Annotated in this window: 19 protein-coding genes; 13 read left to right on the plus strand and 6 right to left on the minus strand. The window is 60.1% G+C overall.

The features are described from left to right. Window positions 1–52: 52 nt before the first annotated feature. Together ACR0AJ_RS14630 and ACR0AJ_RS14635 are read left to right on the plus strand one after the other, a co-directional pair. Window positions 53–841 (plus strand): cyclase family protein, encoded by a 789-nt coding sequence (locus tag ACR0AJ_RS14630; protein ID WP_170351743.1) that lies wholly within the window; start codon window positions 53–55, stop codon window positions 839–841. Beyond that, window positions 834–1,346: a thioesterase family protein gene (locus ACR0AJ_RS14635; protein ID WP_480741186.1), complete on the plus strand. Its 513-nt coding sequence runs from the start codon at window positions 834–836 to the stop codon at window positions 1,344–1,346. Before ACR0AJ_RS14630 ends, ACR0AJ_RS14635 begins: the two co-directional genes overlap by 8 nt. On the opposite strand, the gene ACR0AJ_RS14640 is transcribed toward ACR0AJ_RS14635, so the two are convergent. From ACR0AJ_RS14640 to ACR0AJ_RS14655, 4 genes are all read right to left on the minus strand, one after another. Further along, a complete protein-coding gene (locus ACR0AJ_RS14640) occupies window positions 1,343–5,389 on the minus strand; it encodes a translocation/assembly module TamB domain-containing protein (RefSeq protein WP_480741187.1) in 4,047 nt (1,348 codons plus the stop codon). The two genes, ACR0AJ_RS14635 and ACR0AJ_RS14640, sit on opposite strands and share 4 nt — an antisense overlap. A gap of 32 nt (window positions 5,390–5,421) precedes the next feature. Then, on the minus strand, window positions 5,422–7,227 hold the full coding sequence (locus ACR0AJ_RS14645; RefSeq protein ID WP_170351741.1) for an autotransporter assembly complex protein TamA: 1,806 nt from the start codon (window positions 7,225–7,227) through the stop codon (window positions 5,422–5,424). Between the two features lie 294 nt (window positions 7,228–7,521). Further along, window positions 7,522–8,508 (minus strand): type I glyceraldehyde-3-phosphate dehydrogenase, encoded by a 987-nt coding sequence (locus ACR0AJ_RS14650; RefSeq protein ID WP_480741189.1) that lies wholly within the window; start codon window positions 8,506–8,508, stop codon window positions 7,522–7,524. Window positions 8,509–8,562: 54 nt separating this feature from the next. Then, entirely contained in the window at window positions 8,563–8,886 is a 324-nt protein-coding gene (locus tag ACR0AJ_RS14655) for a hypothetical protein (protein WP_170351739.1), read from the minus strand. A gap of 363 nt (window positions 8,887–9,249) precedes the next feature. Here ACR0AJ_RS14655 and ACR0AJ_RS14660 point away from each other — a divergent pair, with 363 nt between their 5' ends. Beyond that, a complete protein-coding gene (locus ACR0AJ_RS14660) occupies window positions 9,250–9,606 on the plus strand; it encodes a hypothetical protein (protein WP_480741190.1) in 357 nt (118 codons plus the stop codon). Between the two features lie 7 nt (window positions 9,607–9,613). Here the strand turns inward: ACR0AJ_RS14660 and ACR0AJ_RS14665 are convergent, their stop codons facing one another. Next, a complete protein-coding gene (locus ACR0AJ_RS14665) occupies window positions 9,614–10,549 on the minus strand; it encodes a 2-hydroxyacid dehydrogenase (protein ID WP_170351737.1) in 936 nt (311 codons plus the stop codon). Window positions 10,550–10,701: 152 nt separating this feature from the next. Between ACR0AJ_RS14665 and ACR0AJ_RS14670 the strand changes: the two genes are divergently transcribed. The 3 genes from ACR0AJ_RS14670 to ACR0AJ_RS14680 all read left to right on the plus strand — a co-directional run bounded on the left by ACR0AJ_RS14670 (window position 10,702) and on the right by ACR0AJ_RS14680 (window position 13,149). Next, on the plus strand, window positions 10,702–11,508 hold the full coding sequence (locus ACR0AJ_RS14670) for a thioesterase family protein (protein WP_480741192.1): 807 nt from the start codon (window positions 10,702–10,704) through the stop codon (window positions 11,506–11,508). Between the two features lie 73 nt (window positions 11,509–11,581). Beyond that, a complete protein-coding gene (locus tag ACR0AJ_RS14675) occupies window positions 11,582–12,229 on the plus strand; it encodes a DUF1007 family protein (protein ID WP_170379019.1) in 648 nt (215 codons plus the stop codon). Then, window positions 12,214–13,149, plus strand: coding sequence for a nickel/cobalt transporter (locus tag ACR0AJ_RS14680; protein ID WP_170553733.1), 936 nt, complete (start codon window positions 12,214–12,216; stop codon window positions 13,147–13,149). Before ACR0AJ_RS14675 ends, ACR0AJ_RS14680 begins: the two co-directional genes overlap by 16 nt. Here ACR0AJ_RS14680 and truA read toward each other — a convergent pair. Further along, window positions 13,146–13,913 (minus strand): tRNA pseudouridine(38-40) synthase TruA, encoded by a 768-nt coding sequence (gene truA / locus ACR0AJ_RS14685; protein WP_480741194.1) that lies wholly within the window; start codon window positions 13,911–13,913, stop codon window positions 13,146–13,148. The two genes, ACR0AJ_RS14680 and truA, sit on opposite strands and share 4 nt — an antisense overlap. A gap of 107 nt (window positions 13,914–14,020) precedes the next feature. On the opposite strand from truA, the gene ACR0AJ_RS14690 reads away from it, so the two are divergent. The 7 genes from ACR0AJ_RS14690 to ACR0AJ_RS14720 all read left to right on the plus strand — a co-directional run bounded on the left by ACR0AJ_RS14690 (window position 14,021) and on the right by ACR0AJ_RS14720 (window position 22,293). Further along, on the plus strand, window positions 14,021–15,433 hold the full coding sequence (locus ACR0AJ_RS14690; protein WP_480741196.1) for a YcjX family GTP-binding protein: 1,413 nt from the start codon (window positions 14,021–14,023) through the stop codon (window positions 15,431–15,433). Then, window positions 15,430–15,885, plus strand: a complete 456-nt coding sequence (locus tag ACR0AJ_RS14695; RefSeq protein ID WP_480741198.1) for an N-acetyltransferase family protein — start codon at window positions 15,430–15,432, stop codon at window positions 15,883–15,885. Before ACR0AJ_RS14690 ends, ACR0AJ_RS14695 begins: the two co-directional genes overlap by 4 nt. Continuing rightward, window positions 15,878–16,867 (plus strand): YcjF family protein, encoded by a 990-nt coding sequence (locus ACR0AJ_RS14700; RefSeq protein ID WP_480741199.1) that lies wholly within the window; start codon window positions 15,878–15,880, stop codon window positions 16,865–16,867. Before ACR0AJ_RS14695 ends, ACR0AJ_RS14700 begins: the two co-directional genes overlap by 8 nt. Before the next feature lie 54 nt (window positions 16,868–16,921). After that, window positions 16,922–17,632 (plus strand): VIT1/CCC1 transporter family protein, encoded by a 711-nt coding sequence (locus tag ACR0AJ_RS14705; protein ID WP_480637440.1) that lies wholly within the window; start codon window positions 16,922–16,924, stop codon window positions 17,630–17,632. A gap of 93 nt (window positions 17,633–17,725) precedes the next feature. Beyond that, window positions 17,726–19,033, plus strand: coding sequence for an SDR family oxidoreductase (locus ACR0AJ_RS14710; protein WP_480637438.1), 1,308 nt, complete (start codon window positions 17,726–17,728; stop codon window positions 19,031–19,033). Continuing rightward, on the plus strand, window positions 19,033–19,512 hold the full coding sequence (locus ACR0AJ_RS14715) for a DUF2269 family protein (RefSeq protein ID WP_480741201.1): 480 nt from the start codon (window positions 19,033–19,035) through the stop codon (window positions 19,510–19,512). The genes ACR0AJ_RS14710 and ACR0AJ_RS14715 overlap by 1 nt, the downstream gene beginning before the upstream one ends. 93 nt (window positions 19,513–19,605) lie before the next feature. Continuing rightward, complete coding sequence (locus tag ACR0AJ_RS14720) at window positions 19,606–22,293, plus strand: DUF2339 domain-containing protein (protein ID WP_480741203.1); 2,688 nt, start codon at window positions 19,606–19,608, stop codon at window positions 22,291–22,293. Window positions 22,294–22,442 lie beyond the last annotated feature (149 nt).

Below are 22,442 nucleotides of genomic sequence, written 5' to 3' on the forward strand. Positions count from 1 at the left end.
AGTAAGTTACTTGCAGCCAACCCTGTCGGCGTCACTGGTGCAGGAGTTTTACATGACCCGCCGTTTCGTCGATCTGTCCGTTCCGTTGGAAACCGGGATCGTTTCGGACCCGCCAATCATGCTGCCCGAAATCGAATACATGACCCATGATCAGACCGCAGAACAGGTCATGTCCTTCTTTCCCGGCTTGCAAAAACAGGACCTACCGGGCGGCGAAGGCTGGGCCATTGAGCGGCTGCAAATTGCCACGCATAACGGCACCCATCTGGACGCGCCGTATCACCACCACTCGACCATGAATAATGGCGAGAGGGCGATCACCATCGATGAGGTGCCGCTGGAATGGTGCATGAACCCCGGCGTAAAACTGGATTTTCGCCATTTCGACGACGGCTATGTGGTGTCTGCCGCCGATGTTGAGGCCGAGGTGAAGCGGATCGGGCATACCTTGCAGCCGTTGGATATCGTGGTCGTGAACACCTCAGCCGGTACGCAATACGGACAGGCCGATTACCTGATGAAAGGCTGCGGTATGGGGCGCGAGGCGACGTTGTACCTGACCCAACGCGGGGTGCGGGTCACTGGCACAGACGCCTGGAGCTGGGACGCACCCTTTGCGCTGACGGCCCAGGAATATGCCGAAACGCGCGACCCGTCGATTATCTGGGAGGGCCATCGGGCGTCGATGGATATCGGTTATTGCCACATTGAGAAATTGACCAATCTGGAAGACCTACCACCAACGGGTTTCGAAATTTCGTGTTTTCCGTTCAAGATCAAGGGCGCCTCGGCGGGTTTTGTGCGCGCCGTCGCAATATTCGAGGAGGATCCAGATGACTAACCCCCTCAGCGGTCACGATGGGCCCTATGATGCCCCGATTGAAATACGAGGGTTTAGAGTTTTGCCCGAGTGGATCGACTATAACGGCCACATGAATGTGGGGTTCTATGGCGTGGCCTTCGACCGCGCGCTGGATCACTTGATGGATGATCATCTGGGTCTGGGCGAGGCGCAGGTCGACGCATTGGGGCAGGGGCCTTACATCCTGCAGTCGCATATGAATTTTCTGCGCGAGATTAGGCAGTACGAACCGTTCTGGTTTCGCTTTCGGATGTTGGATTCCGATCAGAAACGGGGGCATTACTTTGCACAGATGCTGTCCGATGATGGTGAACTCTGTGCGACGCAAGAGGCGCTGTTCATGAACGTCAGTCATACGACCGGGCGTTCCACTCCATATCCGGACTGGGCGGTAGCGCGGTTGGCCCGGATGGTTCAAGATCATGCACCATTGGACCCCGCACCGCAGGTTGGGCACACCATTGGCATCCGCCGCAGCGATTAATAATCCCGTTCGAAAAACACGCCAACCCCGGTTTCTCCGCGCCCGTCGACTGAACCGCGGACAGTAAAACTGTCCGACACGTCAAGGTTCAGGTTCACCTCGGTGTCACCTTCGGTATTGACGGTGAAATCGGTGTAGAGATTGTCGCTCAGATACGCGCCGGCCCCCAGTCGGCCAGCACCGCCTTCGGACGCGCCAATATCCACCGTGTCAACGCCGGTCGAATCGCGAAGCCCTTTGGTTGCATCTCCCCCGGCACCGCTGAGCTGCGCCAGAGACGCCGCCATCTGGGCGATGACAAAGGGTGAAATTTCGGAAAACCGGTTGCCGAACAAGAGCATGGCCAGCGCCTCTTCGGCTGGGCGTTCAGGGTCGGAATAAACGTCAACCTCCGGCGCATCCAACGGGCCCGCGATTTCGATTGTGGCGGTGCCATCGGACGTGCTGGTGGATGAGGCGAACTCGATATACGGCGTCAGGTCGCCTTGCAGTGTCACGATGCCTTTTGTCAGGGCCAGCCTGCGGCCCAGAATGTCGAAATTTCCCCGGATCAGTTCGATTTGGCCGGATGGGATAACTGCGGTGGTCGTGCCGCCGATATTCAGCCGCCCCCCCAGTTCGGCGTTCACACCCCGGCCGCGCACGAAAACCGCCTTGGGCGCCAGCAGGCTGACATCCAGCGCGATACGTGAATCGCTTTTTTCCGCGCCTTCCTCGACAACAAGGCCCGCGCGTTCCCGTGTTAGGTAACCAGCCGCGCTTTCATTGACATGCCTGATCTCGGGGATCGGTGCAGCGCCCACGGCACCAGCCGCGGCAGCGAGGTTGATATTGGTTTCCTCGAACGTGATCTGACCGGAAATGGCGCTGTTGCCCGCCAGCGCTCCGGTCATGGCGATCTCACCGTTCAGCGTGGTCTCATACAGAAGCTTGTCTGTTAGCACCAACTGATTGAGCCGCGTAACAATGTTCGCGTTCAGCGGCGGTGTCAGGTCCAATGGCCCCGAGATGGTAAAAGTGCCGCCCGCGCGCATGCCACCATTCAACGAGATATTGGCGCGACTCTGCGCCAATTCGACCGAGCCGCTGATGCCGGTTATTGTCTGTCCGATCTCAGGGATCGCAATTGACGTGCCCGAAGTGGTGATAGAACCGCTGAGCGAACTTAGCTCGGGCTTTCCCTTGAGCCGCAGATTGTGCCGGGCCGATCCTTCGATCTTGTTGGGTGAGATAAAGATGTTGGCGACGCCCAGGTTGATGCCACCCTGCGCCCGCAGATCGGCCTCGCCGCTGTTTTCATCGAAGGTTCCAGCGATAGTGCTGTTGATCTCGGCCGGGCCATTGGCTGACCCGTCAATGGTCCAGACGCCATTGTCGCGCTTGGCCGTGCCGGTTGCCGCAACGGTGCCAGGGAATTCGGGCGCGAACCGTTCGATCCTGTTCAACTTGGCGTCGAAATCCAAATCGGCCGAACCATCGGTGTCTACTGTTCCGGTCAGGGCTGCATAGGAACTGTCCGGGCCGCTCAGGCGCATGTCCCCTTCCAGTCCCGATCCCGTTGGGGCAACATTCCCGTCCAACGTCAGCGGGCCGGACATCGACGTCATGACACGGGACAGGTCGTCAAGCTGGGCCGAGAAGGTCAGGCCACCCGCCTCTCGGTCCAGTTTGCCCGATGCTGTAGCCGATAGGGCAGTGCCCCTCAGGCTAAACTTACGGACTTCCATGCCATCGTCGTCTTTGTCGGCATCAATGTTCAGGGTCGTGCGGCCCTGGATCAATTTATCGACCAAATCAATCCCGGTCCGAAGGTCGTCAGCGTCCACATTGCCCTGAACGTCAAAGACACGATTGGCGAGATTTCCGTTGCCCTGCACATTCGCGGTGACCGAGCCGCCCAGATCCCGCTTGGCCAACCCCGAGAACAGCGACAGATCCGGGGCGTTCACACGGGCGGTGCCGTCAACCGAAAGCTCTCCGGTAGGGTCATCCACCGTTGCGGCGACTTTTGCAGTTAAGGCGGTACCGTTGACCGTCGCTTCGCGAATTTCAATCCGATCTGTCGTGCGTGCCCCGTCCCAGGTGATCGTGGTCTTGCCGGTCAGCAGCGGATCGATGTCGGACATTCCGGTTTGTATATCCTGTCCGATCACGCTGGCCGTGCCGTCGAATTCCAAAGTCTGCACGGTGCCTTTGCCGTCCATTTCCGCCCGCAGGGCGCCACCCAGTTCACGCTTGGCCAGACCGGAAAAGACCGACAGGTCAGACGCATTCACGCGGGCCTTGCCGTCAATGGTCAGGTTGCCGTCAGGTGTCGTGACCTCGCCGCTGGCCTTTGCCTGCGCAGCTTCGCTGTTCAGGTCAAACTCGCGAATGGTGATGCCGTCGATGCCTCGGCTGGCATCCAGGGTGATGGTGGTTTCGCCTTTGATGACGGGATCGATATCGTCGCGCCCGGTGACCAGATTGCTGCCCTCAAGCACCAGTTTGCCGTCAAAGCTACGCTCCAATGGTGAGCCTGTGCCGTCAACGCGGGCCGAGGCACTACCGCCCAGATCAAGCTGCGCCAGGTCCGAAAAACGCGACAGGTCCGATGCCTCAAGCGTGGCCGAACCGTCAACCGTCAGTCCACTATTCAATCCGTCGATCAACGCATCCAGCCCAAGGGTATAGTCGGTTCCCACCAGTTCGAACCCCGACAGGTTCAGAGACTGATCGCTGCCGTAATCGAACTGCCCATCCAACGTGATGCTCTCTCCCAAGGCCGTGTTCAGGGCCTGATCATTCAGATCGATCCCGTCGACGATGGCCTGAAGGTCTCCCATTACACTGAATGAAGTGCCCTGTTCTAACGTGCCCTGCGCGGTGATGCGGGCCGTGTCCAGTTTCGCTTGCGGAGATTGAAACGCATTCGCCGTCAGGCTCAGATCCCACAAATTGCCGTTTTTCTGATCGAACAAAGCGGAAATCTGCGCCGCTTCAATCGAGGTTTCGCCGCCTTTGACCGGCAAAACCACCGTTGTTCCGTCGGGCGGGGTGATCCGGCCTTGCAAGGCCGCCAATTGTAACGTGCCGCCTTCGGCCAATTGCAACTCACCCTTTAGGTCCAGGGCTTGGGTGGTCAATTCCAGATCGGGGATGTCCAGCGCGCCTTGCGGTTTGGTTTGGCCGTCCACGAACAGGCGTGTTTTCGGGCCAAAGAACGGGTCCAGATCCTCGGCCATAAAGGGAGTCAGGTCGCCACCCAGATCGGCGGTAAAGGCGATCCCGTCTGCCGCACCGGTTTCAGCGGCGCGCAGCTGTATCTGCCCTGTGACCTGTTGCTGATTGTCGCTGCTCAGGGCGATATCAGCAGTGAAATCGGTCACTGGGCCCGAGCCTGTGACCGACAGGCCGATCGGTGGGCTGTCGGGAATATTCAGCGCAGTTGATATCACGCCGCCTGCGGCCTCTTTCACCTGCAGGTCCAGATTGATCTCGCGCGAGGTGTTCTGGAACCCGGCGGTCAGTGTCACCTCATCCCCTCCGCGGTCCAGGCGGGTGACATCCAGGTTGGTGTCCAATGTACCATCGGCCAGTGACAGGTTCCCCGTCACCGCCAGATCGGCGGCAACCCCGATCAGAGGTTCACCCAGTGACAGCTCATCAATCCTGATTTCACCGATCTCGATGGAAACGGGCAGTTCCGGTAGTTCGAACGGTTTGGTTTCGGCTGTCGGCGCAGGCGTGTCCTTGGTGGTTGTGCCCGGCGTGCGGGCGATGTCGATTTCCTGCGCGGTCAGGGCATTGACGGAAAATCGACCCCGGATCAGGGCCAGCCGGTTCCAGTCCAGCTGAGCGTCTTTGATGGTCAGCCAGACACCTTCGTCGTCCGATACGGTGATCTCTTCAATCGTCGCGCGGGCGCTCAACGCGCCTTGCAAGCCTTTAACGGTGACGTTCTGATCATCCCCCGACAGGGTGTCCTGCAGAAAACGTTCCAGCATGCTGCCGCCGCCGTCATCCTCTTGCGCGAGTACGGGCGGCGCTGTCAGGATCAGCACAGTTGTCACAACCGGATATGAAAACTGCCGTATCAAAACGCTTGTCCGATCCCGATATAGAATTGCAGACCATCGCCAGTGTCGCCCTGAACCGGCAGGGCTAAGTCAACGCGTAGAGGGCCGAACCCCCCAAGATCATACCGCACCCCAAGCCCGGCACCGGAATGGTATTCTGCACCGCTGCCGATGAAAGAAGAAGTGTCCACAGTACCGAAATCATAGAACCCGACAAGCGATATCGTGTCGGTGATCTTGCCACGGACTTCTCCCGACAGCCCGAGGAAGGACTTGCCGCCTGCTTCACCACCGTTGACTGGAATGCCGAGGCTTTCGAACGGCTGCCCACGCACTGTGCCGGCACCACCCGAGAAGAACAGGAAATCCGGTGTCACATTGCTTGGGGAAGGACCGATTATCGATCCTATCTGAGCCCGACCAGCCAAAACGAGCCGCCCGCCCGTGCCCAGGCTGGTATAGGCGCGTGTGTCGGCGAACAGCCTGATGCCCGTGTCTGTGCCGGAAAAACCTACAAAGGGCATGATTTGCGCATCCAGATAGAATCCGCGAGTCGCGCTGACCTTGCTGTCACGCTCGTCCCATTCAGACCGGGTTGGGATAATGAAATAGCGGAACTTGCGGCCGCTGCCATAGGCGTCATCTGCATCCGACCACTGAAATCCAGCCGAGGCTTCGGCATAAAGCCGGTCGGAAAAGGTGCGACGCGCACCATAGGCCAGCGAGGCCACGGATACGTTGTAATTCTCGGTATTCCGCCGCTCCAGCAGGGCGCTCCAAAAGGTGTTGTCGTCCGGGCCCAGCCGGTCGGGTTGATCAAGGCGCAAACCAATGCGGCCGTCCAAATCCTCGGTTCCGCCGATATTGCGCAGAGCGGCTTCGAACCGCAGCCGTTCCGCGCGGCGGAAGACGTTGCGATGGGTCCAGGTCGCGGTGACGTCCAGCCCGGCATTCGAGGCCAGCTCGACCCCGAAGGTCAGGCGGCGTTTGGGCATGTCCTCAAAAGTTGCATCGAAATCCAACGTGCCATCGGGATTGGGCGTTTCATGTTCTTCGATCGAAACGATGCTGAACGTGCCTGTCCGACGCAAGCGGGTGCCGACCTTCTGGATTTCCGCTGGCGAATAAACCTCGCCCGAGGGAAAGCCGGCGATCTTGTTGATCGAGTGGTGGCGTACATCTGTATCGCCTTTGATGAACATCTTGCCGAAGGTCAGGCGCGGACCGGGCTCAAGGTCGATTTCAGCATCCAGCTTTCTCTGCGCATGGCGAGCGATGACGGTTTGGTCTTCAAGTTGGGCTTTGGCGTGACCGGCGTCCCGCCAGCCCTGCACCCCGGCCGAGGCCGCCTGTTGGATGGCACCAGTCGTGGCCAGTTTTCCGGGAGCGAACTCCTCTGGCAGGATTGTCTCCGGCGTAACGGGGGCGACGATAGCCGTTCCAAAAGTGAAGGTCGGTCCGGTATTTACCGTGATAACCGCTCGGTTGATCGTGTTGGGTACGGTTAGCGAGCTGATGTCAGCCGCTTCCCGGCCATCCAGCTTGATGCTGACGACGGGGCTGAAATAGCCCTCGTCATACAGAATCTGAACGAGTGTGCGGTAATCTGACAGGGCGGCAGACAGAACCTCGAGCGGGGTATCCAAGCCACGTTCATCTGCCGTCAGGACAGATGAGGTTTCTTCGATACGTTCAACCACGCCCTGGGGCGCACCGGGCGCGGACAGGGATGTTTCCAGCGCGGCCAGAGATGAGGGCAGAGCGGCGGCAATAACGCCAAGCAGACAATATTTCACAAAGGCCTGTGGCCTGCTTCCCCGCATCGAATGGCTCCAACTGCCCCAAGTCGAAATCAATTTCACCGTCTTATGAAAAACAACGGCTGATACCGTTCATGTTAGAGCATCAGTTTCCACACAGGGAAAGAACTTATCGAATGAGATGCCAAATTACCGGTTTGTGTGCCCCGTCAGCCCCGTTTGCGGGGCGGTAATGTGGCGCCAACCCATGAATACATTGACGGGCTCCTCCCGCCTGATCCCATCGCATCAATGATGCTTGTGATCTGTTGGGCCGGGCAGCGCCCGGGCAAGCCCGCGCGCTGCGGTTCCACGAAATTAAGGCTGTGCCATCAGGCGGGCGACGTCGAGCATACGTGCGGAAAAGCCCCATTCATTGTCATACCAGCCGAAAATGCGAACCTGCCGGTCGCCAACCATCCGCGTCTCGGGGCCTGCAATGACCAAAGATTCCGGTCGTGTACGCAAATCTGACGACACCAGCGGGTGATCGGTCCATCCCAGAACGGGAGACTGCACGACCGTCTTGCGCAGCTCGGCTTCAAAGTCAGTGGCGGACATACCGCGTTCAAGCGTCGCGACCAGATCCACCGCAGACACGCTGGCTGTGGGGACACGCACCGCCGCGCCCGAGATGCGACCCGCGAGATGCGGCATGACCTCATCAATCAAGTGCGTGGCGCTGGTGGTGGTGGGCACCATGGACAACGCGCCGGCGCGTGACCGGGCCAGATCGCCGCGCGGGGCGTCAATCATGGGTTGGCTGTTGGTATAACAATGGATGGTCGTCATATGGGCCGAGGCGATGCCGCCGATTCCATCCAGCACCTTGATCAGTGGGGCCAGCCCATTGGTGGTGCAGGACGCGTTCGAAACGATCCGGGCGTTGCCCAACTGCGCTTCGTTGGCGCCCAGAACGATCGTGACTTCGGTTGCGGGCGAGGGACCCGAGATCAGCACTTTGCCCGCCCCGGCGGTCAGCCCCTGGCTGGCAACATCCGAGGTACGGGCGACGCCGGTGCAATCCATCAGGACATCCACGCCGCTCAGGTCGACGCGGGACAGGTCGGGGCTGTGGGTCACCGGGATTGTGTGGCCGTCGATGACAAGGGTTCCGTCGCCGGTATCGACAGGCCCAGAGTAGGGGCCGAACGTGCTGTCGTATTTGAACAGGTAGGCACAGGTTTCCAGCGGTGCGATATCGTTGATCAGCACCAGCTCAATATCCTTGCCCCACGGCAAAGCCAGCAGCTGCCGCAGGATCGTGCGGCCAATACGACCGAATCCATTGATTGCGAGTTTCATGCGCAAGCTATGGCAGTGGGCCGCGCTGACCTCAATGCCCGTTTCGCGGCAAGATCAATTGCAGCTGACCTGCGAAAAGAACTGGCCTGAGATGTTTTGATACATGCTGGCCCGGATAGGCTTGCATCCGGTGGCTGCCTGAATGGCGGCCATAGCTTGAATGGTGCGCAGGCGCGGTGGCGGACCGAACGGGTTCAGATTGTTGTTGTCACGCGTGGCGCGGTACACGACCGGAGCATCCGAGACCTGCGTAACGGCCCATGTGCGGCTCATGACGAAGACCGATTTGGTTTCCTCTTTGGCGACTACAGGCGTCGCCTCTAAGGCCGTCAGGCCAATTACAGCTGCCAGTGCCAGCAGGGATCCGCGCAGTACCATTGAACAATCTCCAGTGCTAAAAACGGTGCTATTTCACCAGATTCAAGCGCTTCTGTGAACCCCTGCGCGGGAAAAACTGAATCGGCGTAAGTGGTTAGCCAGTTACGGGGTGGTTGCTGGTTCGCGTCTTTGCACAGTTGATCGTGGTTGTTTCGGTCCGCCCACGCACCATAGGGGGCATTCGTGCGGGGTAACTCAGTTGTGCCGGGCGAACGCCACGAATGGAATGCCATGCCAGTAGCGGCCTTAGACTGTCAAAAGAATTGTTCTGGATAGTTTTAGCGTTTGCCCAACAGGGCTTGGCCCCCGTTCGCTGCCGGTATAGTCTTGAATGCAAATCTATTTCAGCAAGGCGAGGCGATCATGAAAGCCTGGATATCTACTACATTGGTGGCTGTTGTTGTTCTGGCGGCAATCCCGACCGTGCAGGCCAAGCCGCTTTCCCGAATCATCGCAGAAATGGGGCTGACACCTGCCGATTTCGAGGTTGTGAACACAGCCGCTGACGCGATGCTGTCAGGCGCGACACCCCGGGTGGGTGAGGAAAGTTCCTGGGTGAACGAAGCCACCGGTTCGAAAGGCACGATTCGCGTCCGCGACGTACGTGACAACTGCGTACACCTGCAGCATTTCATTCGACCCGAAGGATCGGATCAGACTCGCGAGGTCAGAACCCGCCGGTGTCGCGACGCAGGCGGAAACTGGATCCTGACACCCTGATCTGGGTCTAGTAACCGCGGGCCCTGTCGACTTCGTGCAGCAAAGGGCCTCCTGCGCTCAGGCGGCGGAAATTCTCGCCCACATCAGCCAGCGCTTCGCCCAGATGCCAGCCCGACACGTGCGGCGTGATGGTGACACTGGGATGTGTCCAGAGCGGGCTGTCGGACGGAAGTGGTTCGGTCGAAGTCACGTCCAGCACCGCATGACCGGGTGTACCATGGTCCAGCGCGACGATCAGGGCGGTTTCTTCAATCAGATCCCCGCGACCCGCGTTCAGTAACTGGCTACCTGGCTTCATTGCCGCCAGCATCCCTGCATCGAACAAACCGATTGTCTGCGGGGTCGAAGGCAGGATCGCGCAGACATGGTCGCACTGACCCAGCAGTTCTGGCAGAGCCGCGTCGCCATGCAGGCAGGTAACCCCATCGATCTGCTTGGCTGAGCGGCTCCAACCCATCACTTGAAACCCGACCGCACGCAGCATTTTGGCGCTGCGGGCACCGATATGGCCCAGACCCAGCACCCCTACCACGGTGTCTGGCGAATAGAGTGGTGCTCTGGGGGCCCATTCCGCGCGGTTTTGCGCCTTTTCATGAAAGGTCATGTGTCGTTGATGGCGCAGAACATAAGCGACGAACCATTCGGCAATACCCTGCGCGGGGGCGTCCGGTTTCAGCCGTGTTATACGCACATGCGCGGGCAGGTGCGGATTGCTGACGATGGTTTCGACCCCGGCGCCCAGTTTTTGCACCAGTTTCAGGTTGGGCAGCCGCTTGGGGTGATCGTTGCACAGCACGACGACGGCGACCATCGTGATGTCGGTCGGATCACCAAGGGTTTCAGGCGTGCGTACATCCATGTCCGGGTGCAGCCGCCGAATGTCTTGGGCGATGTCGTTGTCGCTTATCCAGTCGGACAACCCGGTTTCGATCAGCAAAGCCATGTCGCGCCCCCCTCTGCTTCAATTTGCCAGTGATGACGTGCCGTCACTGAACTGGACATCGTTGCCGCAGCTAAGTCATTCTTTGGCCCAAGGTAAAGCCCGGTCATCGGATCGGATGACCAGACACGCACAGAAAACTTTTGAGGCAGCGTATGAACGGGACACAAGACCTGAACCAACAGGCCTATTTTCATCTGCGCCCTGATGGCGCTTTTGTGGGCAATGACCCCGCCCGGGGGCCGTGGTCGGCCGATCACTGCCACGCCGGGCCTGTCAGCGGTCTGATCGTGCGTGCCGCGGAAACCGAGGTGGGACCGGAAAAGATGCTGACCCGCCTGACGGTCGATCTGCTGCGCCCACAACCCTTGGCAGGGCTGCGCGTGGCTGCCGAGACTACGCGCCACACCAAGACGCTGGCGACCACGCGGGTAACGGTTCACGATCTGGACGACACGCTCTGCGCCACCGCGACCACGATGCACTTGGCCCGCCGTAACCTGGGACCGGTTCCGAATGTCTCGGTTGCTCCACCCCGGCTGGAAGATGCGGTGACGGGGCCATTTCCGATCGGTGAGATACGCCACGGTCTGCCGGGCTTCGCCAACTACTCAGAAGTGCTGTACCCGAAAGACGGCAATCAGGGCGCCGGTCCCAAGACGGTCTGGATGCGCACCCCGGCTTTGCTTGAGGGCGAGGACCCTTCGCCGATTCAGGCACTGTGCCCGCTGGCCGATTGTGGCAACGGCATCTCGTGGAACGCACCGACGACCGAGATGGGGTTCATGAACACCGATCTGACCGTGCAAATCCATCGTGAGCCGGGGTCGGATTGGCTGGCCTCAGAATCGCTGTGCCATTGGCAGCCGTCGGGGATCGGAATGTCCCAGTCCGTATTGTATGACACGCAAGGTCCTGTCGGTACGGCCCTGCAAACGCTGGTTCTGTTCCCGCCAAAATGACCCTTTGGCCGGTTTCTGCGGGCGCTGATTGAATCGCATTGCCGCGCGCGGACGCAGGCCCTATCTTTCACGCATGCGTTGGATTGTAACCCTGTTGACCTGCTGCCTGCCGATCCCGGCCATGGCGCACCCGCATGTCTTTATCGACACCGGGCTGGAATTCATTGTGGATGACGCCGGCCAACTGACCCATGTGCGGGTGACCTGGGCTTATGATGAACTTTACTCGTTGTATCAACTTGAAGACATGAAATTGGATCAGGATTTCGACGGAGTTCTCACTGAAAATGAAGAGAAATTCCTGGCCGGTTTCGACGCACAGTGGATCGAAGGGTACAATGGCGATCTGGTTGTCTTTGCAGATGGCGTGCCCGTGTCGCTGTCCGGCCCATTGGAACCGACAGCAACCACCGAAGATGGTCGTATCGTGACAACCCATTTGCGCGCGGTTGATGGCGACGCGGTGTCTGCATCTTCGCTGACGGCGAAGGCTTTTGATGAGACGTTCTACATTGCCTATGAACTGACCCGCCCGGTGACGGTGAGTGGCCCTGCGTCCTGTCAGATGGATCGGATCGACCCCGATATCGATGGTCAGCTGGCGCAGATGCAGGCCTTTTTGTTGACACTGGACGCCGATTACGACCTTGAGGAAAACGATATCCCGCTGGTCGGGGAAAACTTTGCGACCGAGATTTTCGTTTCATGTCCAAATACCTGATTGTTCCGGTTGCCATCGCCATTGCGTTGCTTCTGTGGTTTTGGGGCAGCGGTGGGTTTGACAGTCTGGCCGCATGGGCTGCGGGTGAGCAGCGCGAGTTTCAGAACCAGATCGCCCGATCCTTACGCGCCGCACGGGCGGAACAGCCCGAGGCCGTCGCCACCCTGCTGACGGTTTGTTTCGCCTATGGGTTCTTTCATGCCATCGGTCCAGGTCATGGCAAGGTGCTGATCGGCGGGTACGGGCTGGGTCGTCGGGTCGCCTTTTGGCGGTTATCCGCAATCAGCGTGCTGTCCAGTCTGGGGCAGGCAGTGACAGCAGTCGTGCTGGTTTACGCAGGCGTTCTGGTGTTTCAGATGTCACGCGAAAGCCTTGTGGGAACGACCGAACAGGTCATGGCCCCGATCAGCTATGCTGCCATCGCCGCGATAGGTCTGTGGCTGGTGTTTCGCGCCATTCGCAGCTTTGCCCGCAGACACCGCAGTAACACAGCGCAAGCGCATCACGACCACGGTCATCACCATGGTCACGACCATCATCACGACCACGATGTCTGTTCAGATTGCGGCCATCGTCACGGCCCCTCAGCGGAAGAAGTAGCGCAGGTCGGTAGTCTGCGCGAGGCGTTGCTGCTGATTGCCGGTATCGCGGCCCGACCCTGTACCGGGGCGCTGTTTGTGTTGATCCTGACTTGGCAGATGGGAATCGCGATGGTTGGCATCGCCGGGGCGTTTGCCATGGCGCTGGGCACGGCGCTAGTCACGACTCTGGTCGGGTGGACGTCGTTCGGGTTGCGCGGGGGATTGCTGGCCTCTGCCTCGGCCACAAGGTTTGCATCTGTGCTGGCCCCGACCATTGAATTGGTGGCGGGGCTGACGATAGCGGTGATTGCCAGCGGTTTGCTTCTGCGCACGATTTAACCGAAGACCGGTTCCGGATACCCGACCCGCGCCAGGTACAAGCCCTGCGGCGGGCATACCGGCCCACAGGCGGCGCGATCAGCGGCCTGCAGCGCGTGGCACACATCTTCGGGCGTCCACGCGCCCGCACCGACACGCTCCAGCGTCCCGACGAAGCTGCGCACTTGATTGTGCAGGAACGACCTGGCGCGGACGTGGAAATGTATCTCAGGTCCCGAGAAACCATCGACCTGTTCAACCCGCAACTCATCCAGCGTTTTGACCGGGCTGGCGGCCTGACAGATGGATGAGCGGAAGGTGGTGAAATCATGCCGCCCGATCAACATATCCGCCCCGGCCTGCATGGCATCGGCATCCAACTGGTGATTGATCTGCCAGACCTGCCCGGCGTCATGGGTCGCAGGCGCACGACGCATCAGGATGCGGAACAGGTACTGCCTCTCTAACGCGGAAAACCGGGCGTGCCAGTTATCGTCAACCTGTGCGGCTTTGACGATGGCCACCGGCTGCGGCTTGAGGTGATAGTTCAGCGCCTCAGACAGGCGGAAAGGGTCCCAATCCTTGACCAGATCGCAATGGGCGACTTGACCCAGAGCATGAACGCCCGCATCGGTGCGGCCCGCTGCAGCAATGGTGTGATCACCGGGTTGAATTCGCGACAAGGCCTGTTCGATTGCTCCCTGCACAGACGGTAATTCCTTTTGCCGCTGCCATCCGGCAAACGGTTCCCCTTGGTATTCGACTTTCAGCGCGTATCTAGGCATGGGCCGCTGGTAACCCGCCCTGCGAAAGGGGGCAAGGGTGGGAAAGCTCTGGCATGTACGGCGCCCTCTACCTATCTTGAGCGAAACGATAAAAGCGGGGCGACAGTTTGGTCATCTCATCCCTGGCAGACAGTCTTGTGCGCGGTGTCGAATCCGTGGGCGACCGTGTGTCTGAAACTCTGTTTGAACCGGTCATCCGTCTGGGCGTTACCGGGTTGGCGCGGTCGGGAAAGACGGTGTTCATCACATCCCTGGTTGCGAATCTGCTGGACCGGGGGCGTATGCCAGGATTGGTCGCGCAGCAGGAGGGCCGCATCAATTCGGTCTACTTACAACCCCAGCCGGACGATACGGTGCCGCGCTTTGATTATGAAAACCACCTGGCGGCGCTGACCGGGCCGCAGCCTCATTGGCCAGATAGCACGCGCGCCGTGTCCGAGCTGCGCCTTTCCTTCAAGGCCCGTCCGGCAGGGTTGCTTGCGGGTCTGCAGGGGCCGCGCACGGTTCATCTGGATATTGTGGACTATCCGGGTGAGTGGCTGCTGGATCTGGCCCTGCTGGATAAATCATACGAGGCCTGGTCAGCCGAAACCTTAAACCGTATCGAAACGCGGACCGAAGCGGCCGCGTATTTGACGCAGGCCAGGGTGGCAAACCCTGCGGATGTTCATGACGAACCCACGGCTCAGGCGTTGGCCAAAGCCTTTGCTGCGTATTTGAACGCCGCACGGGATGCAGGCTTTTACGACTGTACGCCGGGGCGGTTTCTACTGCCCGGCGATCTGGCGGGTTCTCCGGTGCTGACCTTTGCGCCATTGCCGGTGGAGGGCCACGCGCCGCGCCGCAGCCTGCACCGCGAAATGGCGCGGCGGTATGAGGCGTATAAATCGCAAGTGGTGAAACCCTTCTTTCGCGATCATTTCTCGCGGATCGACCGTCAGGTGGTTCTGGTCGATGCGCTGGGCGCAATCCACAAGGGGCCGCAAGCGGTTGAGGATATGCGTCGCGCGATGGCCGATATCCTGTCGGCCTTTCGACCGGGGCGCAATGCGTGGCTCAGCCAGTTGCTGTTGGGCAAGCGGGTTGAACGTATCCTGTTCGCAGCCACCAAGGCCGATCACCTGCACCACACGCAGCATCCTCGCCTAACCCATATCATGGAGGCTCTGACCCGCGATGCCCGCGACCGGGCCAGCTTTGCCAGGGCCGAGACGGCGGCGCTGTCGCTGGCCGCCCTGCGTGCCACGACCGAGGAAATCCGGACGCATAACGGGGCGGATCTGCCCTGTGTGCGTGGGACGTTGCTGAACGGCAAACAGGCGGCCTTTTATCCCGGTGATCTGCCTGATGACCCAGCGCATTTACTGGGTCCGGCCCGAAACGGGGCTGAAAACTGGTTGGATAAGGATTTTGGGTTTATGGCCTTTGCCCCAGCGCATTTGACCTTGCGTCCGGGCGATGGCCCGCCACATATCCGGCTGGACCGCGCCACGCAGTTTCTGATCGGAGACCGCCTGTGACCGTGACTCTCCGCCCCGCTCGTACCACGGATGCCGGAAAGATCGGAGAGATCCTGCACGGCTTTTCGCGCGAAAACGATTGGATGCCCGAGCTACATACCTGCGCTGAAACCATCGCCTTTTGCGGTTGGATGATCGATCTAGGGTGGGTCACGGTGGCCGAAACCGATACTGGCGTTGTGGGGTTTCTTGCGCTCAATGAAACCGAAGTTCATTCCCTGTATTTGACACCGCCAGAATGTGGACAAGGCATTGGACAGCGCTTGTTGGACCACGCCAAGTCCGATCAGATCGAACTGTCCCTTTTTGCGTTTCAGGCCAACCACGGGGCGCGCCGGTTCTATGAGCGCAACGGTTTTGCAGAAGTTGCCCGCAGCGACGGGGCCGATAACGATGAAAATCTGCCAGACATCAAATATGTCTGGCGGCGGAAAGGGGTGGCGGATGGCTAAAGGTCCGGTACTGATTGATCTCGATACGGAAGAACCTGCCGCCGACGTAGCACAGGCTCCGCCGGTCCCCGATATTGAGCCACCTCAAGGTCAGGCGATGCAAGCGGCAGCCCGCTTGGCTGCGCGGAAACCCTCGGTTCTGTCACGATGGTTTTGGGGTCTGGCGCTGGCCGTGATTGGCGCGGTGGTTTCTGTTGCCGCATGGGATTTCGCCACCTCGCTGTTGTTGCGGTCACCGATATTGGGCTGGGTGGTAACTGGTCTGATCGGTGCGTTGGTTCTGGTCGCCCTGATCATCGCCCTACGGGAGCTGGCAGCCATCGGGCGCTTGTCCCGCGTGGATGGGATGCGCCGCGCCGCAGATGCCGCGTTGGCTGAGGCGGATTTGGCACAGGCCCGTGCGGTCACCAACCGCCTGATTGCGTTTTACAAAGGGCGCGAAGAAACCCGGTGGGGCTTTGACCGTCTGGCTGAACGGATGGAGGAGCAATTCGACGCCTCAACCCTGCTGACCTTGGCCGAGGACGAATTGCTGGCCCCTCTGGACGCTGCCGCCAGCCGTGAGGTCGAGGCCGCCGCCCGGCAGGTCGCAACGGTGACGGCGCTGGTGCCCTTGGCGTTGGCCGATGTGGTGACCGCGCTTGCGGCCTCATTACGGATGATCCGTCGGGTTGCTGAGATTTATGGCGGACGCGCTGGATTTCTGGGCAGCTGGCGCCTGACCCGTGCAGTGTTCGTGCATCTGGTGGCGACAGGGGCCGTGGCCGTGGGTGATGATCTGCTGGAACCTATTCTGGGCGGATCGGTCCTTAGTAAACTGTCGCGCCGGTTTGGCGAGGGGCTGGTGAACGGCGCGCTCAGCGCGCGGGTTGGTGTGGCTGCGATGGAGGTTTGCCGACCACTGCCGTTTTCCGACCGGCACAAGCCATCTACGCGCGGGATGATCAAACGCGCGCTCAGCGGGTTGTTTTTCAAAACTTGACCTGACGCAAAGTCCTGTGGCCCGCTGGTGTGCATAACAAAGCCGGAGCCAGCCATGACCGATCACGGACACAGCCAGCAGGAAATTGCCGCGCGGATCAATGCGCCTCCGGGGCGAGGGGTGCTGCGGGACGTGGTGTATGGCGGTATCGACGGATCGGTCACCACCTTTGCCATCGTGGCCGGGGTTGCCGGAGCGGGGCTTTCGCCGTTCATCATCGTGGCGCTGGGGCTTGCCAATGTTCTGGCCGACGGGTTTTCCATGGCTGCCGGGAATTACTCGGGCACCAAGGCCGAGTTAGACAACATCCGTCGCATCCGCGCCATCGAGGAACGCCACATCAGCCTTTACCCGGAGGGCGAGCGCCGCGAGGTGCGCGAGATACTAGCCCAAAAGGGCCTGTCGGGCGACGTTCTGGATGACGCCACCGATGCAATCACCGCCAACCACGACAATTGGATCAACCTGATGGTCGAAGGCGAATACGGGTTGGGCAGCGTCGATCCCCATCCGTTTAAAGCTGCCATGGCGACCTTCATCGCCTTTCTTGTCGCGGGCATGGTGCCATTGCTGCCATTCCTTTTATCGGTCGATCATGCCTTTGCCATCTCGGTCTGCATGACGATGGGTGTTTTCTTTGCCATTGGGGCCTTCAAAGCCCATTGGTCGCTGTCCCCGTGGTGGCGGTCCGGGCTCGAGACCTTTTTGATCGGCGGTGCAGCGGCCTTGATCGCTTTTCTTGTCGGCTCGCTGTTTCACCCCTGACGGCCAAGATTGTCGCAGTGGGTCCCATAGGGCTGGTCAATTGTTGGCCAACGGTTACGCTGCCGCAGACAGGTTCATCGGGTTGAGCAACCATTGCGGATTGAGAATAAAAACGTCCTGGTTTTAGGGGCTTATGGCTTTATCGGCGCTGCGGTGACGCGATCTCTGCAAGCCGAGGGTGCGCATGTGGCGGCCTTTGTGCGTAACTTGAAAACCGGGGTGCAGGTTCTGCCGGATGTCACGCAGGTGCAAGGCGATTTGCGGGCTTGTCTGCAGCCCAAGGACTGGGTCGCGCATCTGGAGCACGTTGACTGTGTCGTGAACTGTGCAGGAGCATTGCAGGATGGTCCCGCCGATGATCTCGAGGCTGTGCATCACACCGCCATTGCGGCCTTGGGGCAAGCCTGCGCGCAAAGGGGCATTGCGGTGGTTCAAATCTCGGCCATTGGTGCCGACCTCGATGCAGAAACGGATTTCATGCGCACCAAGGCGGCTGGGGACGCTGCGCTGCGGGCCTGTGATGTGCCGCTTTGGATTTTCAAACCCGGTCTGGTGATCGGGCAATCCGATTATGGCGGAACAGCGCTGCTGCGTATGCTGGCAGCGGTTCCTTTGGTACAACCCATCGCGTATCCGTATGTTTTGGTTCAATGCGTCGGCATGTCGGACCTGTGCCGTGCCGTGACCGCAGCCGTGGCCGATGAGGTCCCACAGGGCACTTACGATCTGGTCGAAGACACGCCCGCCCCACTATCTGAGGTCCTGGCCGAGACACGGCGCTGGATGGGTTTTCCCGCAGCGCGATTCACTGTGAGAATGCCGGCGGTTGTTACAGCCATAGTCGCACGCGGCGCTGATGCGTTGGGCCATTTGGGTTGGCGCTCGCCTTTGCGCAGCAATGCGATGACCGTGATGGGCGAAGGTGTGGTTGGTGATCCGGAACCGTATCGCGCCGCAACAGGCCGGTCACTGGCACCCTTGCCCCAGGTTTATGCAGGCCTGACTTGCGCCCGTGAACATCGGCTGGTTGCGCGAATGTCCTTGCTGATGCCACTGGTCGTCGCCGCGCTCAGCCTGTTCTGGCTGCTGTCCGGCTTTTTCGGGCTGATTGGTCTGCCTAAGGCTACATCGGTTCTGACCGGGGCCGGGTGGAGCACCGGAATGGCCGTTGCCAGCGTTTTGTTCTGGTCATTGGTCGACATTTTTTTGGGGCTTGCGATCCTGTGGCGACCGTGGGCTGCGCGCGCCTGTCTGGCGCAGGTCGCGGTGGCCTTGTTCTATTTGCTGGCGGCCAGTTTCACCGTACCCGGCCTGTGGCTGGACCCGCTTGGCCCGTTGATCAAAATCCTGCCGGCGATGACCTTGTCGCTTATTGCCTGGCCCCTGTTGCAGAGCCGCTGATGGACCCTGACCTGATCCTGCGTTTCTTACACGTTATCGGCGCCTGCGTCCTGTTGGGCACGGGGGCAGGCATCGCGTTTTTCATGCTGATCGCGCATCGTTCTGGTGACGCCAGGTTCATCGCGCAGACCGCAGGAACCGCGGTGCTGGCCGATCTGCTGTTCACGGCAACGGCGGTTGTACTGCAACCGGTGACAGGCGGATTGCTGGCGTGGCGGTTGGGCTGGCCTTTGACCGAAGGTTGGGTTTTGGCCTCGCTGGTGCTCTATGCGGTTGCGGGGGCGTTTTGGTTGCCGGTGGTGTGGATACAGGTTCGAATGCGCAGGTTGGCGCAGGCCTCTGCAGATGCGGACGCGCCGCTGCCTTGGGCTTATAACCGTCTGTTCCGCATCTGGTTCGCTTGCGGATTTCCTGCCTTTGCGTCGGTTTTGATTATCATCTGGCTGATGATCGCCCGTCCGTCGATTGGTTGGGTGTAGCCCTAAAGACCGACAAACAATTTATCGGGAATTCTGGCTGTTGCTGACTGTTCGCCTCAGGTAGCCTGACATCGAAACCGCCCGGAGAACCCATTGGAATCCCTTCTTGTCCTTGTCGGATTGATCGTGCTGGCCATTCCGGTCACCATCGTTGTGCTGTTAGTCAACCATACACGCCTACGTCGACGGGTTGAGCATCTGGAGCGCCAAATACTGTCCCTTGGCAGCGATGCGCCGGAACCGCAGCAGGTTGAGCCGCGCAAACCGACCGAAAAGCCGGACAGGGCATCAAAACCTGCCCCATGGTCTGCAGCCAAGGCGCAATCGGTCAAACCTGTGGCCGAGCAAACGCCACCCGCAGCCGTTGTCATTCGCGAGGATCGTCTGGCCGCGCTGACAATCTGGCTGCGCGAGAACTGGTTCTATGCGGTCTCGGCCCTGTCGCTGGCGCTGGCGGGGATATTCCTGGTTCAGTACGGCTTTGAAAGCGGGCTGTTGCCGCCATCCGCTCGTGTGATCGCGGCGTTGCTTTTCGGCGCAGTGCTGATTGTTGCTGGCGAGGTCATCCGGCGCAGATATGGTGATGACGAAAGCACAGCGACTGCCTATCTGCCGTCGGTCTTTTCCGGTGCTGGGCTGGTCACGCTGTTCGGAGGCGTTCTAGCCGCGCGGCAGCTTTATGACCTGATCGGCCCCGAGGTCGCTTTGACCGCAATGGTCGCGGTTGCGCTGGTGGGATTGGTTTTGGGCTGGTTTCACGGCCCTTTGCTGGCCGCTGTCGGATTAATTGGTGCGTTTTCTGCCCCCTTCGTGGTTGGTGGCACGTCAGAGAACCCAAGCTGGCTGTATACCTATTTCGTTGTCATCGCTGTTCTGGGTCTGGGAATCGACACGGTGCGGCGTTGGGCATGGATCTCGGTCCTAACCTTGTTTGGGGCCTACACAACCTGCCTGCTGCTGGTGTTGTCTTCGCCCCTGACCGAGGCCGCATACTTGTTTTGCGTGACGGCATTGGCTGTGATCGCCATCGCAATTCCGGTCCGGCGCGTTTGGCCCAATCATGGCGGGTCGATGATCTGCGAAATCGTTAGGCGGAAAAAGGGCGATGCATGGCCAGAATTCCCGACCCGACTGGGCTTTGGCGCGGTCGCTGTCAGCTCGGCGATTGTGTCGCTGCACTGGGCGGACAGTGTTGATGAGTTCTGGTTGGGCGTTGTTCTGCTATCCGGGATGACCCTTGGATTGATGTTGTGGGCACAGCGGGCCGAAGCGTTGCAGGATGCTACGGCACTGCCTGCGCTTGGTCTCGTCTGGTTTGTCCTGATGCATGGCTTGGACAACGGGATCGTTTTGCGCCAGTTTGCCGAGACCTTTGCAGAAACGCCCGAGGCTGACTTTCCTTGGGTGGTAACCATTCTCATCGCCCTTGGCGTGGTGATTTCGATCACTGCGGCATGGCGGTCGATGAATGCGCAAAGATACGCGGCAATCTGGGCCGGAGCAGCGGCGGTGTTTACCCCCGCGTTGGCCATCGCGCTTGAGGTCGGCTGGCATCCGGCCCACGTCATCGGGGCATACCCCTGGGCCTTGCACGCAATTGCGCTGGGCGTGCTGATGGTCGTTCTGGCGGAACGCTTTGCACGCGCGGATGGCGAGGGCCGGATGCGTCCGGCGCTGGCTACGATATCAGCCCTGTCCTGCCTGAGTTTTGCCTGCATCATTGTTCTTAGCTCGGCCGCGTTAACCATTGCGCTGGTTTTGATGGTCGTGATGGCAGCGGCGCTGGACCGCCAATTCAATCTGCCACCGATGACTTGGTTCATCTGGGCAGGCGTATTCACAGTTACCGTTCGGTTGGTTCTGACACCGGGCCTTGCCTGGGCCAGCTATGCACCGGTGCCTGAGATGGCGCTGGTGTATGGCGGGGCCACTTTGGGATTTGTGATCGGGTGGTTGCTACTGCGGCCGATGCATCGCCCGGTGGCGAGCCTGTTGTTGGAAAGCGCGGCTTGGGCAACCGGGGGCATTCTGCTGTCCTTGCTTTTGGAGCGCTGGCTGCAAAGCTTTGGCGAAGGCAACGCCACCAACAGCCACTGGGGGTTGGGCTTGCTGGCGATCATCTGGCTGCTTCTAGCCTTCGCGCAAGTCCAGCGGTTGGAACTGGGGGGTAAGCTGAACTACGTCCGCTATCTGCTGGCCGCGTTCTTTGCCAGCCACGGCTTGTTGCGTCTGGCGCAGGCGGTGGTCGAGGCGAACCCGCTGCTCGGCACAGCCGTGCCACCGGTTCTGGGACCGCCGGTTCTGAATACGCTGGCGGTAGCCTATCTGCTGCCTGCGCTGATTATCGGTTTCTCGGTCTGGCGCATTTACGCAACCCCGCTTTGGCTAAAGCGTGCCAGTTGGGGATTGACCAGTGTACTTGCCGCCCTTTGGCTGGGGTTGATGATCCGCCATGTTTGGCAGGGCGCCGCTGGGATGTATGAAGGCAACGGCGTGACACAGCCCGAACTTTACACCTACACCATGGCTCTGCTGGCGATTGGTGCGGTGCTGTTCTACCAATCGCTGGCGCGCCGATCCGACCTGATGCGTAAGGCGGGTCTGGTGGTGATCGGACTGGCCGTGGCCAAGGTGTTCCTGATCGATATCGCTGGCCTGGGTGGGCTGATCCGGGTGTTCTCGCTGCTGGCGCTGGGCCTGGCATTGGCAGGGCTGGCATGGCTGAACCGATGGGCCAAGCTGCGCCATTCGCCGCAGGACCCGGAACCTCTGGACCATTGAGGGCGGGCGTCCTATAAGCGCGGCCATGTATGACCGGATGGCCATCATTATTCGAATTATATCCCCGGCGCTCTGACCCATTGAGACGCCGGGCAAAGGTGTTTGAGACTTCGCACCGACCGCTTCGAGCCATAAGACGACCAGATCAT

Source organism: Ruegeria sp. CJ9 (assembly GCF_056536625.1).